This is a genomic window from Mucilaginibacter pineti (assembly GCF_900101875.1).
In the GTDB taxonomy this organism is placed as follows: domain Bacteria; phylum Bacteroidota; class Bacteroidia; order Sphingobacteriales; family Sphingobacteriaceae; genus Mucilaginibacter; species Mucilaginibacter pineti.
The window spans coordinates 144,504-159,906 of sequence record NZ_FNAI01000004.1 but is presented as its reverse complement, the minus strand read 5'-3'; the positions used below and the strand labels follow the sequence as shown (position 1 = coordinate 159,906).

Here is a 15,403-nt window from a genome sequence, read left to right as displayed (position 1 = left end):
TATCTTATTTTATATCAACACATTACAAATATAAAAAAGTGGCCGCTGTTTTCATGAGTACTTTAACAACTTTTAACTAAAGCCGATAGGGCACCGCTTTACTTACTTCTGTTGTATAAGGTAATTGCCGAAGCTGCTGTTTACTGATAATTTTTTCTTATCAGCGGCATTAACGTCACAGTTTTTAACTAAGAATAGTACCCTATACCGCGGCGTTTCCTGGCTTAACGAAAGCATGGTAGTGGGCAGTGAATATTGCTTTTCTGTATTGTATCTATCCGAAGGAAGTTTGTATGTTTTAAGTTTTGCAGAATCGGCAAGTAGCTTTTTGGCAAGTTCTGATACATCAAACCTAAAGACTTCACCATTGAGCTTTAATATATGAACATGGTCATTCAAATTGGTTTGCATGATCTTTATGCCGTTGTAATTATTGATCACAGTATCAACAGAATTATCGTTACTCAAAATAATATCATACCCTTTAACTACCGTGATGTTTTCATTTGCCGTAAAGCGATAAAAGTCTGCTACTGTATCCTGCGATGGGGAATAATATGGATAAAAATGGCTAAGGCCTACTTGCTTCTTTATCCATTCAAGTTTTTCATCATACAGGGCATAGCGGGTAATTTCCCTTTCGCCGATGGGTTTATCTTTTACCTTTCCTAACGAGTCGGAAATTTTTTGCAGGTTGCGGGTAAAGTAAGGCTGCAACGAAACAATATCATACTTATTAATAAAATATTGCAGGTTGGCTACGCCGCTGCTGCCCTCTTTATTGCTTATTTTGGTGCTATCTACAAAAGTTATTTTTCCGTTTTTAAATGCGTTGTGTTTTTCAAAAAACTTTACCACCACCCGCCGCTGCGAGTACATGGATACCGTAAACGCGCTTTGCGGTCCGTAAATGGAGAGCAGCGTAAGAACGCTTAAAGAGATAGGGATAAGCTTAATGTTTTGCTTTTTAAATAGCAGGAAGTAAACAGAAATAAACAGTAGCCAGCAAGCCAATACAATTAAAAAGTAACGGTATTCGGTAATGCCGTAGCTAAATACCCTTGCGCCAACGGCTACAAACAGTAGCAATAGCAGCGGCAGTAATAAAAAGTAAAAGCTGCGCGAGTAAGTTTTGAGCCATTTGTTTTCGGCATGCTCACGGATGGGGTATACCAGCAATAATGATAAAAGGCCAAATACCGCGTAACCCAATATCAGGTTTGATACCAGGCCTTTAGGCAAATTCCATTGCACCAATATTTTAATTTCGTAGGCCAATAAAATAATAACATACACCGTTGATAGCGGGATGAGTACGTACTGGGTAAATATTTTTAGGCCTTTCGGGTAGCTTTCGTCGGTGTTAAGCGCGTGGGTATCAACAGGTACGCCGGCTAAGAAAAACAGGGTGGTGAACATGCCCACTATCCAGGCCCATAGTACGGCGTAGGTATCCCATTCAAATTTAAAATTGAACAAGAAGTTAGTGGCGCCAATTGCCGCGGCCAAACCGGCAAATAATACCACGCCATATAACACACTTGTTAAAAAACGCAGGAACAAAGTTTTATTAAACTGCCAGAAACCCTGTAACTGTCCCTTGCCCGTGAAGGCCGCGAAAGCTACCAGCAAGTGCATCGCCAGGCTCATCAGAAAAAAGCGGGTATAATCTGCCGAGCGGTGCGTGGGGTCGATGATGAGGATGAGGAGGGCAGCAAAAATGGCTACGATTACCTTCAATACCAAACTTTTGCTTTTGGCCATTGCCACGCTCTGCGTGTAAAGCGTGGCCGATAAACTGAGCAGTAAGCCCAAATTAGCTATCATCATAACGCGTACACACCAGCCCTCATTTTCACGGGCAATTTGGCGCAGCTCAATTTGGGTAGTAGCGGCTATGGTACCGGCCAAAGCAAACAATACCTCAAATGGATATCGTTTTATGGTTGATACCGCGCCTTCGGCAAGGTTTTTCAGGGATGGAAATTTCATTTATGACAGGTTAGATAAGCAAGGTAGTAAACTTTCGGCTAAAAAAACTACCGCAGCGAATCTATCTTGACGGTCATTTGCTGTTCAAAATTCTCAAAAAAGCCCTCATAGGCTTCGCTCACTACCCCTTCTTTATTTATAATATAAAATACCGGGATAGCACTCACGTGATAGGCTGCTTTAATGGTATTACCGTTAACATAAACCGGGTAAGTAACCTTGTTCCTGTCTTTAAACTTTATAATGTCTTCCCGTTTATCATCAAGGTTAATACTCACTACGGCAACATCGGTACCCTTATATTTAGCATGCAGGTTGTTTAATGGCGCTACCGACAACATACAGGCTGCGCAGCCTGTTGAAGTGATATCAAGCAAGGTAACCTTACCCTTTAAATCCGCCAGCGACAGGGTTTTACCATCGGTGCCGGTAAGTTTCCAGTTGGGGGCGGGGGCACCTTTTTTCAATAGGGCCAGAGGCGGTTTTTCTTCGGTAATGCCTGCGGGTATGTTTAGGGCAAATGTGCCGGGTGTAACGGAGTTAAGCTTGTATTTGGTGGCGGTAACTTCCCATTGAATTTTAAATGTTCCTATGGGCATGCCGCCTTTTTCCAGTACTCCCTTTTGGTCGCTTTTCCAATAGGCTGGTAAAAAGGTTTTCTGACTGATGAATACATCTAAATTATTATAAGAATCTTTGGCTTTACCGGCAGAATCAATGCTTTTTATGGCGATGTGGTAGCAGGCAATGCCGTTAACCGTACTGTCCTTTGCCTGCGTTATGGCATGCTTGGTGTTTTTTAAATAACCTTTTAAATCTGCCGCCAGGCGATAAACCGAACTGTTATCAATATTACCATCGGTATAATTCTTTTTAAGGCGATAGGTTTTATCGGTAAGGCTGATATTTAACAGATCCGTCCCGTTAAAAATGTTGTGCGTAGCATAGTTAAAACCCTTATCGCTTGTGGTAACAAAGCTTATATTGTAGAGTTGCTGCAACGCCTTATTGGCCTGCGATGCGAAGCTTATTTGTGATGTTATGGTAAAAAACTCGTCGCTAAAGGGGCTGCCGCCCTTTTCTACAGCGTTGTAACTGATGCTTTTACAGCCCTGTATCTTATCAATTGTTTTTTGGAGGATAGATATTTGTGCTTGTGCGTTAAAAAAGCAGGCAAGCAGCAACAAAATTAATAATGGCGTAAGGTTAAATTTATTCATTAGGCTTGATGTTTCATAAGCTGTAACAGCATTATGTTTGGAAATACTAATTTACCTAAAAACAAACCATTTAAGTGTGAAATAAGGTTAAACTTATATCGGCTTTTATGGCATTGCTTTTTACACATTAGTGATTATATTTGCTACCGCAAAAAAACGTCATTTTATATAATATAATGAGAGAAATACAATTCAGAGAAGCGCTAAGAGAGGCCATGGTCGAAGAAATGCGCAACGACGATAAAATATACCTGATGGGTGAAGAGGTTGCTGAATATAACGGTGCCTATAAAGTTAGTCAGGGTATGCTTGATGAATTTGGCGCTAAACGCGTTATCGATACGCCAATTTCTGAATTGGGCTTTGCCGGTATCGGTATAGGCTCGGCTATGAATGGCTTACGCCCGGTTATTGAGTTCATGACCTTTAACTTTTCGTTAGTGGCCATTGACCAGATCATCAACGGTGCTGCCAAAATCATGTCAATGAGCGGCGGCCAGTTCTCGGTGCCAATCGTTTTCCGCGGCCCAACCGGTAACGCGGGTATGCTAAGCTCACAGCACAGCCAGTGCTTTGAAAACTGGTATGCAAACTGCCCGGGTTTAAAGGTGGTTGTACCATCAAACCCGTATGATGCAAAAGGACTATTGAAATCAGCCATATTAGATCCGGATCCGGTTATTTTCATGGAGTCGGAATTAATGTACGGCGATAAAGGCGAAGTGCCTGAAGAAACTTACTACATACCTTTAGGTAAAGCTAAAGTTGTAACCGAAGGTACTGATGTTACTTTGGTAGGTTTTGGCAAGATCATGAAAGTGGTTATCGCTGCTGCTGCCGAACTTGCAAAAGAAGGTATCCACGCCGAGGTTATTGACCTGCGTACCGTGCGCCCTATTGATTATGAAACTGTTATCAATTCGGTTAAAAAAACAAACCGTTTGGTTATTATTGAAGAAAGCTGGCCTTTAGGTTCAATTGCTACCGAGGTTGCTTTTAAAGTACAGAAAGATGCTTTTGATTACCTTGATGCGCCTATACTGCGTATTATGGGTGGTGATGTGCCTTTGCCTTACGCACCAACTTTGATCCAGGAATACCTGCCAAACCCTGAGCGCGTAATTAAAGCCGTTAAGGAAGTATTATACGTTACCAAGTAATACACGATTTAAGGATTTTACAGGACAGACAGGATTTTTGCCTGCCACCCTGCTAAAATGAAATATAATTTTTGAGCCCGGATTGTAAAATACCGGGCTTTTTATTTTTTATACCTCCAACAATGGAAACATCAAACGTTAAAGACAGCAACGGAAATATCCTGAATACCGGCGATTCGGTAACGCTTATGAAAAGCCTGAAGGTAAAAGGCGGCGGCACTACCCTTAAGCAGGGCACGCTGGTAAAAAAATCCGCCTTACAGATAACGACGAAGAGGTTGACTGCAAGATAGACGGCATGAGCATTGTACTGCGTACGGAGTTTTTGAAAAAACGGTAGATGTTAGTGCCCTAAATTGGCCATTAAAGCTATATAATCTGGCGTTTTACGAATATTGTCAAAGTCTTCGTCGTCAGCTGCATAGCTCTTTGAATATCCCGCATCGACTGCTTTTTTCAAATAAATATTAGCTTCCTGCGGTTTATTTAAGAGGGAATACAAGCATGCAAAGTTGTAGTATTGCCTAATCAAATCGTCGGAATTGGAGATTTTTAAAATGTTCTCCTGTAGCTTTCCAAGTGCTGTATCGGCATGACCCAGATAAAATTGCGAAAAAATATAAGCCACCGTTGATTTCGTGGTATCTAACTCAAGTACCTTGTTAAAATCTTTTATGGCCAGATCTTTATTTTCCAGTCTTTTTAAATAGAGTTTACCCCTGGTAAAATATGGCAAACAAAAATCGGGATATAGTTCGATGGACGTGTTACATTCCTTGAGCGCATTTTTGTTGTCTTTTGTGATGTACAGGTCTGATGCAATATCGGCGTGTAAATTACACAGCACTTTTTTATTATCCTTGAAAAACTCCATCGTTTTATTATAGTCATCTATGGATAATTTGTAATTTCCCGTTTGCGCGTAAATATTTGCTCGTGTCCAGTATGTGAAACCATTTTTAGGATACAATTCAATTGCGCTTGTAACGTCATCAATTGCTTTTTGTGGTTGATAGGCGGCTATTTCGTCAACACTACGGCTTTCCAGAAGCTGTGCTGTTTGTTCTTTGCTGTTTTTATAAAAAGGTATAGCGGTAGTATAATCATTAATAGCCAATTGATGATCGCTATTTAAATGATAGGTATAGGCCCGGTGCCAATAGGCGGTACCTCTTTGGGGATTTAATCTTAATGCAGTATTAAAATCATTAAGTGCCTCTCTGTATTTTTTCAATGATCTTTTATTGAGCCCCCTGTTATCATATAAAGTTGCCAATTCCTGCGTATTTTCCTGGTTATAAAACATAGCCATGGTGTAATCATCAATAGCCAGCTGATAATCCTTGTTGCCGTTAAATGCAATAGCCCGATGCCAGTAAACCTTTCCATTTTTGCTGTTTAGTGACAGCGCTTGATTATAAGCGTCAATAGCATCTTTATAAAGTTTTAATTCTGCTTTGCTCAAACCAAGGTTATCATACAACTTAGATTGACGTTCGTTGTCACCTTTGAAAGTTAATATTGCCTTATTATAGTCATCGATAGCTAACTGGTACTTTTCGGTTCTTGCATAGGCAAGGCCCCGGTTCCAGTAGGCATCGCCTAAAATAGGGTTTTCAGCGATAGCCGCTGTTTCGTCGGCTATCACTTTGTCATGTTGTTCAAGTCTTAACTCAGCTAAAGCCCGTTTATCAAGCAATTCAGCCAGACCGGATTTATCGTTTTTTACATTATTTATTCCTTGCGTGTAGTTAACTATCGCGCCATTATAATCTGCGCTTCTGAATAAAGAGTCGCCAATTGCTTTAAAGTCTATTGTTGTTTGACAGATGGCATTGCTGGTAAAAAAAAGCAGGATTAATGCAGGTAAGATTAGTTTCATTGGTATTAATTGTGACGGTTGATTTTAAGCTGAATATAAGTATATGATTTATCATAACTAAACTATTTTGCCAAATATGATAAATTAAATTTTCAATTTAATAAAGTGATGAGCTATGTATTAAAGCGTATTAACATATAAGGCATTTTTATATAAAATCACTATTTTAGACAGCAAATTCTATCAATATGAAAAACTTCCCTCGTAATGCTTTTAAAACCTTCGTGCTGGTTTTATTTACTTGTATTTTAGGCAATACCGCATCCGCGCAAACTGCCCCGGCAAAAGCACCTGCCAGCGTAGTTGGTGTTACCAGCATTATTGACAAGTTTTTTAAAAGCTATGAAAATGACGGCACCTCTAAAGCGGTTATCGAAATTTTTAAAACCAATCCGCTGGTTGATCCATCAAGCCTTACCAAACTGATAGCCAAAATTGATACCACCCGTGGGTATATTGGCCCCTATGTAGGGAAGGAACTGTTGGTACAGCGTAAGGCGACAAACAGCCTGGTATTGTACAGCTACTTAGCCAAACACCAAAACCAGCCTATCAGGTTTACTTTTATGTTTTACAAAGCTAAAAACGACTGGGCCATATACCGCCTTTATTTCGACGATCAGATTGATAATGAGCTGGAAGAATCGGCCAAGGTAACCGGTAAGCCATAACAATTTTATTATTGTTAAAATACAATTATGGTTGTAACGTTTTTGTAAATCAATCGTCTATCAGTTAAATTGTTGATTATGAAATTCAAACTGATCTTTGCTTGTATTTTATTTTTTTGCGCCGGTACCCTAAAAGCCCAAACAGCTAAGGAAAAACAATTTGCCACCTTTGCCCAAAGGCAGGATAGTCTGTTTAACCAGGCCTATCAAAAACGCGACGCCAAAACCTATGAGAAACTGCTTGCCGCTTCTTTGAAGGAATACAATAATTTAAGCGATAGCGTAAAGAAAGATTTTAGCGGGTATTATATGAACAGCTTTTATAACCTGTGCTGTACCTATTCGCTCCTTAATAAAAAACAGCAGGCGTTGGATTACCTGGAGAAAACCATTAAAGAAGGCTATTACGATTATGCGCATATACAGGCAGATGCCGATCTGGATAATATCCGCAATGAGGCGCGGTTTAAAACGCTGGTACTATCAACCCGCGAAATTGGTGATTATATGTACATCCTGAACAAGGGGGGGAAGTATAATTTAAGCGATAAGCGCGAGATCCCTAAATTTACCTATCAATCGGCCGATAACCCACATCTGGTATCATTACGCAAAGCTTTTAAACTTGATTCGGTTGCCGGTACCGGTAACGATGCATCTAAAATAATAAACCTGCTGCATTGGGTTCATAATATCATTCCGCATGATGGCGGCCATGGCAATCCCGAAGTTATGAATGCCATGAACATGATCGCGGTTTGTAAAAAAGATAACCGCGGCCTTAATTGTCGGGGGCTTGCAACTGTATTAAACGAATGTTATTTATCGTTAGGTATAAAATCGCGCCTGGTTACCTGCCTGCCTAAGGACAGTTTGGGTATAGATTTGGATTGCCATGTGATAAACACGGTGTATGTCAATTCGCTAAAAAAATGGATCTGGATAGATCCTACAAACGATGCCTACGTTATGAACGAAAAAGGTGATTTACTGGGTATTGAAGAAGTGAGGGAAAGATTGGTAAATGGAAAACAGCTTATTATTAATCCCGATGCAAACTGGAACCATAAGCAATCTGTTGTGATAGAAAACTATTTGTATTACTACATGGCCAAAAACCTGTATATGCTGGAGTGCCCCCTTAACAGCGAATATGATTTAGAAACAAAGGTAAAAGACAAAAAATTAGCTTATGTTACGCTTCTGCCACTTGACTATTTTAAACAAAGCCCAGACAAATCTGAACATACCAACGCCCTAAACGGCGCTATTTTTACCTATTACAAAACAAATAACCCCACTAATTTTTGGCAGGTGCCAGCGGCAGAGAGTATCGCAAAAACAAAATAGCATCAAACAGAAAATATAACGTAAAACGGGCTTCCTTTTAAGAGAAGCCCGTTTTTGTATTTAAAAACAACAATAATAATTAATGCCTGTCGTGACCGCCGCCATGGTGTTCACCACCGTGTCCCTGGTTGCCACGACCAGGATTGCCATGGCCTTGATTACCGCGGCCTGGGTTACCGTGACCCTCGTTTCCACGACCTGGGTTACCACGGCCGGCAAAATGCTGGTCCCTGTTGCCATAACGGTTGCCCGGGCGATAGTTGCCCCTGCTATGGTTTGCATAGTGTGGGTTACCATAACTATGGCCACCTCTCCAGTAATTGGCATACCTAACATCACGGCTATTGCGGATGATCACCTGATCATGACGGCCTCTGTAGCCTGCGTATCTTGTTCTGTAAATATTGTTTCTAACCCATGGGTTACGCTCGTTTATAACAACCTTGTAACCGCCGTAAACATCATAATTACGGTAACGTGCCGGTAAGTAAGCGCGGTGTACCCACACATTGTTATCATAGTACACATACTGGTGGGTTGGTACATCGTAATAGGTATCAATATCGGGCATGTAGTAATAGTTGGCATAATCATACCCTACAGGGCCCCAGGCAGGCTGGCTGCCAATATTAACCCCTAAACTAACGCTAACCTGTGCTTCGGCTTTTTGAATGGATATGCAGCCCAATAAAACGGCTGCTGCTAATATGATCTTTTTCATAACGTAATTGTATAGTTTGTATGGGTATGACTATAGATAGCCCGGATAGTTTAACCGTTTTGCCCAACAATGCCATATGCCCAAAATTGATGCCACAAAAAAGCCCCCGTTTTAGCGGAGGCTTTTTTGTGGTGATGCGAAGATGATTATCTCATTTTTGCGGTGTCTTTCTTCATGGTGGTATCTTTCTTCATCTTTTTCATCTTCTTCATTTTTTTCTTAGTGGTATCTGTTTGGGCTGTTTCATGTCCTGTTTTTACCACTGTACCATGAGCAAATACGCTCCCGAAAGAGATCGCTGCTAAAGCGATCATACAAAGTGCCTTTTTCATAGTTGTTTATGTTTTATACCTGTTAAACAATTTAACTGCCGATTGTTTTTAATTTCTCTAAAATTAAATAAAGGTATTGCTTATAACAAAGGCGATAATCATCTGCACATCTATCCTGATTATTTTGCATCTGTTATAAGCTGTATAGCTTCGTCGGCGGCTTTTGCCGATGCATCATCCTTTAACTGTACGCGTTGTGCTTTAATATCGGTTAAAAATTTAATAGCTGGTTTATCTACACCATAGCTTTTATATTTTATGGCGAGGTCTTTAATTTCGGCAATACCTTGTTGCGTATAGGCTGGTTTATCAACCCTGCCGGTCATTTCTGCAAATTTTTGCAGGTTATTAAACTTGCTTTGTACGCTTGCGTCATGAAAATGCTGAAATACAAAAGGCCACTGTGCTGATGTGCCGCTTCCCGCGTATACATTTATTAATGCGGTAGTAAGCACGCCAGCGTTATCTTTTTCCAACCCTTTACCAACTTGCAAAGCCTGCGCCGGATCAAGCAGGTTAATAGCCGTTAGTGCAGCCGCCTGTACTGCGTATGACTGGCTGTTTAATGCCTGTTTAAATAAATTCATATTACCTTGTGCCTTAAGCTTGCCAAGGGTAGTTATTGCGGCTGCGCGTACCAGGGTATTATCATCTGTTTGCGCCAGGTATGCCAGTACGGGTTGTGCTGCATTACGCACATCATCATTGGTCATGTTTAAGGCCTTAATCGCTTTTATGCGTAAACCATAGTATTTATCCTTTAACGCGGCAATCAGTACTTTTTGCGCGCCTTTTTCGGTTTGCTTATCCGCCGCGGCATCAATAGCCTCAAACCTGTCTAAATATTGCGGGGCGTTAAAATATTGGAAAACATACTCATCCAGTGTTTTCTTGTCGTTCTTTTTAACAAGCAGGATCTTATCGGCATCCACATTCACCAGGTCGGGCTTGGCCGATAGTTTAAAAGTAAGGCTGTCGGTTTTGCTGTTCATCCATACCTTGTGGCGTGTTTTGGTGCCACCTGCATAAATATCAACAGCCATTGGTAATTTAAAAGTTTGGCCATCCTGGTTTTGCTGCAGATAAACAGTTTCGGTTTTGGTGGCATTATCCCACTTATAGCTGATATCCAGTATCGGGTGACCGGCGCCGTAATACCATTGGTTAAAATACCAGTTAAGATCTAAACCGCTTGCTTCTTCAAAAGCCAGGCGTAGTTGCTGGGCTTCGCCGTTTTTAAAGGCGTTTGTTTTAAGGTAGATGTTAAGGCCCTTGTAAAAAGCGGCATCGCCTAAGTAATTTCGCAGCATATTTAAAATACGACCGCCTTTTTGGTAGGTAACCACATCAAAAACCTCTTCCTTGTCGGCATAATTAAAACGTACCAGGTTTTTGGTATTTGCCCCAGGCGATCTTAAATAGCTTTGCATATCGCCATAGTTATGATCGTCGCCGGCATCTTTACCGTATTTATGTTCGGCCCAAATGGTTTCGCTAAAGTTGGCGAATGATTCGTTCACGGTAAGGTTGCTCCAGCTTTCGGCAGTTACATAATCGCCAAACCATTGGTGAAACAGTTCATGCACAATAGTGCTGCGGCCATTGTTATAATAAGCATCTATCAATTCGCGCGGGGTAGCCTGCACGTATTCGCCATGCAACGTGGCCGATGTATTTTCCATTGCACCGCTCACGTAATCGCGCACTACAATTTGTGAGTATTTGTACCAGGGATAATCTACCCCTAAAGTTTTGGAGTAAAATTCAATTACCTCGGGTGTAAAACCGAAGATCTCCTTGGCATACGGCGCGTACTTAGGCTCCAGGTAATAGCTAACCTCTTTGTTGCGCCATTTGTCTTTATAGATCTTGAAATCGCCAACGGCCATCATAAACAGGTATGGCGAATGCGGTAATTCCTGTTTCCAGGTATCGGTACGGGTGCCATCGGCATTTGTTTTTTGCGATGCCAGGCGGCCGTTTGATAGCGTAACGTATTTTGATGGTACCGTCATGCTGATCTCTTCGGTAGTTTTCTGGCTTGGCTTATCAATAGTAGGGAACCAGGCCGATGAGCTTTCGGTTTCGCCCTGTGTCCATATCTGGGTTGGCTTGTCCTTTTCAGTGCCGTCGGGATTTATAAAGTATAAACCTTTATCGTCGGTAATGGCGGCGCTGCCGTGGCTTTTAAGCTCGTTTGGTTTTGCGGTATAATCAATATAAATGGTGTAGCTTTCGTTGTTGTGGTAAACCTTATCAAGCTGGATAGCTACCGATGAACTATCCTGGTAGGTAAATTTCAGGGGGATGTTTTTACCGTTTTTAACTACCGCTATAGTTTTAAGGTTCATGCCCTTGGCATCAAGTCTAAGACTGTCGGTAGGGTAAAAATGAGGTTTCAGTGTAACCCATTCCTTACCGTACATGTAGCGTTTTTTGTAGTCGAAACGTACATCGAGCTTGGTATGTACCAGGTCGTTGATTTTTTTGGGTACCTCGCGGTAAATTTGCATTGCCGGATTTTCCGGGGCAGCGGTTTGCGCATGGGCGGCAGTAACGCCAACGGTAACCACACTCGCAACAATAAAGGACGAAATTTTGTTGAAATTGATCATATAGTTATTAGTAAAAATGAAGCAGTCACGCTTAATACAGGCCAAATTAACGTATTTTACCTGTAAATAGTAAAGACCTTTAAATAGCAAAAATGTTACAGCGGCACGTTTTTATTTCTGCGTAGAAATAAAGCGCGCATCCCGGTAAAACCGGACACATGATTGTTCGAATACGAACGGTTTCAATAAATAATTGTTTATAATATTCACATTTTCAATTACTTGTGATATTGGCACGTATATTACTATGTGATGAGTAAATTGGGAGATCTGATTTTAATAAGTTGATTTTTAGAACATAATGCATCATGATAAAAAACTACTTGAAAATTGCCTGGCGCAACATGGTAAAAAGCAAGGCACATTCGTTTATCAATATAGCCGGCCTATCGGTAGGTATGGCGGTTGCCATGCTTATAGGGCTTTGGGTTTATGACGAGTTATCGTTCGACAGGTATTTTAGCAATCATGAGCGTATAGTGCAGGTAATGCAGCACCAAACCTTTAACGGTACGGTGCTAACCCAAACCGCCGACCCCATCCCGCTGGGTTTAAAGCTGCGCGAATCATACATGAGCGATTTTAAGTATGTAGTACTTTCTACCTGGACAACGGAGAACATCATCTCTTACGGAGATAAAAAATTTACGCAGCGGGGGAACTTTACACAACCCGAAGCACCGGATATGCTCACCCTTAAGATGCTCAGTGGTACCCGCAGCGGACTTAAAGATCCATCATCTATAATGTTATCGGCCACCCTGGCTAAAACCCTTTTTGGCACTGCCGACCCAATAAATAAGGTGCTGAAAATAAACAGTAAATTTAGCGTAAAAGTAACCGGTGTATTTGAAGATATGCCCACCAATTCCAGTTTCAGGGAGGTTACATTTTTAGCACCCTGGGATTTGTACGTTAGCAGCGAACCCTGGGTACAACGGGCATCAACCCGCTGGGGCAACAACTCATGGCAGATATTTGCGCAGCTTGCACCCAATGCGGATATAGACAAAGTATCGGCAAAAATTAAAAACGTAAAACTGGAAAATATTGCCGCCCAGGGCGATAAAGTGGGTGCTGAGTTTAAGCCTCAGGTTTTTTTATATCCCATGAACAAATGGCACCTCTATTCGGAATTTAAGAACGGAATAGTAACCGGCGGTCCTATTCAGTTTGTGTGGATGTTTGGCATTATCGGCGTATTTGTACTGCTGCTGGCCTGTATCAACTTCATGAACCTGAGTACAGCCCGGTCAGAGAAACGGGCTAAAGAAGTGGGTATCCGCAAGGCGGTGGGTTCCATCCGGTCGCAGCTTATTACCCAGTTCTTTATGGAATCGTTACTGGTGGTTGCGTTTGCCTATGTGTTTTCTATAGTGCTGGTTGAGCTTGCACTGCCCTGGTTTAATAACGTGGCCGATAAAAAGCTATCGGTATTGTGGTTTAATCCGTGGTTTTGGATAACAACGCTTTCGTTCAGTATCCTTTCTGGCTTGGTTGCTGGTAGTTACCCTGCTTTGTACCTGTCGTCTTTTAACCCGGTTAAGGTATTGAAAGGCACGTTTAAGGTGGGGCGTTTTGCGGCCATCCCGCGCAAGGTGCTGGTGGTGATGCAGTTTACGGTTTCGGTTACACTTATTATAGGTACGGTAGTGGTTTTCAGGCAAATTCAGTTTGCCAAGAACAGGCCGGTTGGTTACAGCAGAGATGGTTTGTTATACGTGGTATCAAAAACAGAGGATATTCACAACCATTTCAATGCCGTGCGTGACGAACTGCTGAAATCTGACGCGATTGTGCAAATGGCCGAATCGGAAAGCCCGGTAACACAGGTTTGGAGCAATAGCAGCGGTTTTGAATGGCGCGGCAAACCCGTAGGTATGCAGGATGATTTTGCCACCATAGGTGTAAGCTATGATTTTGGTAAAACCGTTGGCTGGCAGTTTAAGGACGGTCGCGATTTTTCAAAAGCCCTGGCAACAGATTCTACATCGATAGTGATAAATGAGGCCGCCGCGAAGTTCATGAATTTAAAAAATCCGGTTGGCGAAATACTTAAATCTGACGGACATAATGTAACCGTGGTGGGCGTTATTAAAGATATGCTGATGAGTTCGCCGTACGAGCCTGTTAAGCAAACCATATTTTATATCAGCCGCGACGCGGCAAGTGTTGCATCGTTACGGATAAATCCTAATATGAGCACCCATAACGCGCTTGATAAAATACAGAAGGTGTTTGAAAAATACGCTCCATCGGCCCCGTTTGACTACAAGTTTGCTGATGATGAGTACGCCAAAAAGTTCGATCAGGAAACGCGGGTAGGCAAACTGGCCAGCGTATTTGCCATGCTGGCTATATTTATAAGCTGTCTTGGTTTATTTGGTATGGCCACCTTTATGGCCGAGCAACGCACCAAAGAAATTGGCGTACGCAAAGTATTGGGTGCATCGGTATTTAACTTATGGCGATTGCTATCTGCAGATTTTGTGGTGCTGATCATAATTTCGCTGGTAATTGCATCGCCAACAGCATATTATTTTATGAGCGGCTGGCTAAAGGGTTATCAATACCATTCGGAGATCTCCTGGTGGATCTTCGCGCTCACAAGCCTGGCAGCTATCACCATAACACTGCTCACCGTAAGCTACCAAAGCATCAAAGCCGCCCTCATGAACCCCGTGAAAAGCCTGAAGACGGAATAGTTTAAGGAGGTGAAAGGATAAAGGTCAAAGGCGAAAGGCCGAATGAAAAGGGCAAAAGGTAAACTAGAAAAACTATATAAATTAAAAGGCGAAAAGCTAAGGGTTTAAAACCTTTAACCTTTCGCCTTTTACCTTTAACCTGAAAAATTAGCAGTATTGCTCAAACGCGCCAATTAGGTTATCGGCTATCATTTGGGCAGGGCGGCCTTCAATTTGATGGCGCTCAATAATGTGTACCAGCTTGCCATCTTTAAACAAAGCCATTGCCGGGCTCGATGGAGGATAAGGCAGCATATAATTACGTGCAGTATCAACAGCGTCTTTTTCCATGCCTGCAAAAACGGTAACTAATTTATCAGGGTGTTTTTCGTTAGCCGCGGCAATACGTGCTGCCGGGCGTGCATTTGCTGCAGCGCAACCGCACACCGAGTTCACCATTATAAATACAGTACCTTCGCTTTCAATGGCATTTTTTACAGCCTCAGCGTCTTTTAATTCCTCAAAACCCACTCTGGTTAAATCTTCCCGCATTGGGGCAACTAAATATTCTGGATACATAATATGTTTCTTTTTTAGATTTTCTCAACAACAAAAATAAGAAATGATTAACAGTTTGCGTTTAAAAAACGCAATAATAACAATCTGCTGACTAACCTGCTTTCAACTAAGCATCAGGCAATAAGGTGTTTATTTAGAATGAGTATTGATTTGTTGACAGTATTACTTATATTGCGAACCCTAATTATTTGATTTTG

General features: G+C 41.7%; 11 protein-coding genes and 1 pseudogene. 5 read left to right on the top strand and 7 right to left on the bottom strand.

The window, feature by feature from the left end; all coding sequences use genetic code 11:
• Positions 1-102 precede the first annotated feature (102 nt).
• Together BLS59_RS11215 and BLS59_RS11210 are read right to left on the bottom strand one after the other, a co-directional pair.
• Positions 103-1,992: a DUF4153 domain-containing protein gene (locus tag BLS59_RS11215; RefSeq protein WP_091149171.1), complete on the bottom strand. Its 1,890-nt coding sequence runs from the start codon at positions 1,990-1,992 to the stop codon at positions 103-105.
• 47 nt (positions 1,993-2,039) lie between these two features.
• Positions 2,040-3,212: a TlpA family protein disulfide reductase gene (locus BLS59_RS11210; RefSeq protein ID WP_091149168.1), complete on the bottom strand. Its 1,173-nt coding sequence runs from the start codon at positions 3,210-3,212 to the stop codon at positions 2,040-2,042.
• Positions 3,213-3,388: 176 nt separating this feature from the next.
• On the opposite strand from BLS59_RS11210, the gene BLS59_RS11205 reads away from it, so the two are divergent.
• Positions 3,389-4,372 carry a pyruvate dehydrogenase complex E1 component subunit beta gene (locus BLS59_RS11205; protein ID WP_091149164.1) on the top strand — a complete coding sequence of 328 codons (984 nt, stop codon included), beginning with the start codon at positions 3,389-3,391 and terminating at the stop codon, positions 4,370-4,372.
• A 122-nt stretch (positions 4,373-4,494) separates the two neighbouring features.
• Positions 4,495-4,712: pseudogene (locus BLS59_RS11200) on the top strand (alkylphosphonate utilization protein).
• 3 nt (positions 4,713-4,715) lie between these two features.
• Here BLS59_RS11200 and BLS59_RS11195 read toward each other — a convergent pair.
• A complete protein-coding gene (locus tag BLS59_RS11195) occupies positions 4,716-6,254 on the bottom strand; it encodes a tetratricopeptide repeat protein (RefSeq protein ID WP_091149161.1) in 1,539 nt (512 codons plus the stop codon).
• A 188-nt stretch (positions 6,255-6,442) separates the two neighbouring features.
• Here BLS59_RS11195 and BLS59_RS11190 point away from each other — a divergent pair, with 188 nt between their 5' ends.
• Positions 6,443-6,925: a hypothetical protein gene (locus BLS59_RS11190; protein WP_091149158.1), complete on the top strand. Its 483-nt coding sequence runs from the start codon at positions 6,443-6,445 to the stop codon at positions 6,923-6,925.
• 78 nt (positions 6,926-7,003) lie between these two features.
• Positions 7,004-8,275, top strand: a complete 1,272-nt coding sequence (locus BLS59_RS11185; protein WP_240315219.1) for a TPR end-of-group domain-containing protein — start codon at positions 7,004-7,006, stop codon at positions 8,273-8,275.
• A gap of 79 nt (positions 8,276-8,354) precedes the next feature.
• Here the strand turns inward: BLS59_RS11185 and BLS59_RS32010 are convergent, their stop codons facing one another.
• The 3 genes from BLS59_RS32010 to BLS59_RS11170 all read right to left on the bottom strand — a co-directional run bounded on the left by BLS59_RS32010 (position 8,355) and on the right by BLS59_RS11170 (position 11,943).
• Entirely contained in the window at positions 8,355-8,996 is a 642-nt protein-coding gene (locus BLS59_RS32010; RefSeq protein ID WP_091149155.1) for a hypothetical protein, read from the bottom strand.
• 146 nt (positions 8,997-9,142) lie between these two features.
• Positions 9,143-9,328: a hypothetical protein gene (locus BLS59_RS11175; protein WP_091149152.1), complete on the bottom strand. Its 186-nt coding sequence runs from the start codon at positions 9,326-9,328 to the stop codon at positions 9,143-9,145.
• A gap of 119 nt (positions 9,329-9,447) precedes the next feature.
• Complete coding sequence (locus BLS59_RS11170) at positions 9,448-11,943, bottom strand: M1 family metallopeptidase (protein ID WP_091149149.1); 2,496 nt, start codon at positions 11,941-11,943, stop codon at positions 9,448-9,450.
• A gap of 308 nt (positions 11,944-12,251) precedes the next feature.
• On the opposite strand from BLS59_RS11170, the gene BLS59_RS11165 reads away from it, so the two are divergent.
• A complete protein-coding gene (locus BLS59_RS11165; RefSeq protein ID WP_091149146.1) occupies positions 12,252-14,648 on the top strand; it encodes an ABC transporter permease in 2,397 nt (798 codons plus the stop codon).
• 147 nt (positions 14,649-14,795) lie between these two features.
• On the opposite strand, the gene BLS59_RS11160 is transcribed toward BLS59_RS11165, so the two are convergent.
• Positions 14,796-15,206, bottom strand: coding sequence for a BrxA/BrxB family bacilliredoxin (locus tag BLS59_RS11160; RefSeq protein ID WP_091149144.1), 411 nt, complete (start codon positions 15,204-15,206; stop codon positions 14,796-14,798).
• Between the last annotated feature and the right edge of the window lie 197 nt (positions 15,207-15,403).

Bases quoted from the DNA above. Each gene is read 5' to 3' on its own strand.
- BLS59_RS11170 (WP_091149149.1), bottom strand. From the start codon at position 11,943: ATGATCAATTTCAACAAAATTTCGTCCTTTATTGTTGCGAGTGTGGTT.
- BLS59_RS32010 (WP_091149155.1), bottom strand. From the start codon at position 8,996: ATGAAAAAGATCATATTAGCAGCAGCCGTTTTATTGGGCTGCATATCC.
- BLS59_RS11190 (WP_091149158.1), top strand. From the start codon at position 6,443: ATGAAAAACTTCCCTCGTAATGCTTTTAAAACCTTCGTGCTGGTTTTA.
- BLS59_RS11210 (WP_091149168.1), bottom strand. From the start codon at position 3,212: ATGAATAAATTTAACCTTACGCCATTATTAATTTTGTTGCTGCTTGCC.
- BLS59_RS11185 (WP_240315219.1), top strand. From the start codon at position 7,004: ATGAAATTCAAACTGATCTTTGCTTGTATTTTATTTTTTTGCGCCGGT.
- BLS59_RS11175 (WP_091149152.1), bottom strand. From the start codon at position 9,328: ATGAAAAAGGCACTTTGTATGATCGCTTTAGCAGCGATCTCTTTCGGG.
- BLS59_RS11160 (WP_091149144.1), bottom strand. From the start codon at position 15,206: ATGTATCCAGAATATTTAGTTGCCCCAATGCGGGAAGATTTAACCAGA.
- BLS59_RS11195 (WP_091149161.1), bottom strand. From the start codon at position 6,254: ATGAAACTAATCTTACCTGCATTAATCCTGCTTTTTTTTACCAGCAAT.
- BLS59_RS11215 (WP_091149171.1), bottom strand. From the start codon at position 1,992: ATGAAATTTCCATCCCTGAAAAACCTTGCCGAAGGCGCGGTATCAACC.
- BLS59_RS11165 (WP_091149146.1), top strand. From the start codon at position 12,252: ATGATAAAAAACTACTTGAAAATTGCCTGGCGCAACATGGTAAAAAGC.
- BLS59_RS11205 (WP_091149164.1), top strand. From the start codon at position 3,389: ATGAGAGAAATACAATTCAGAGAAGCGCTAAGAGAGGCCATGGTCGAA.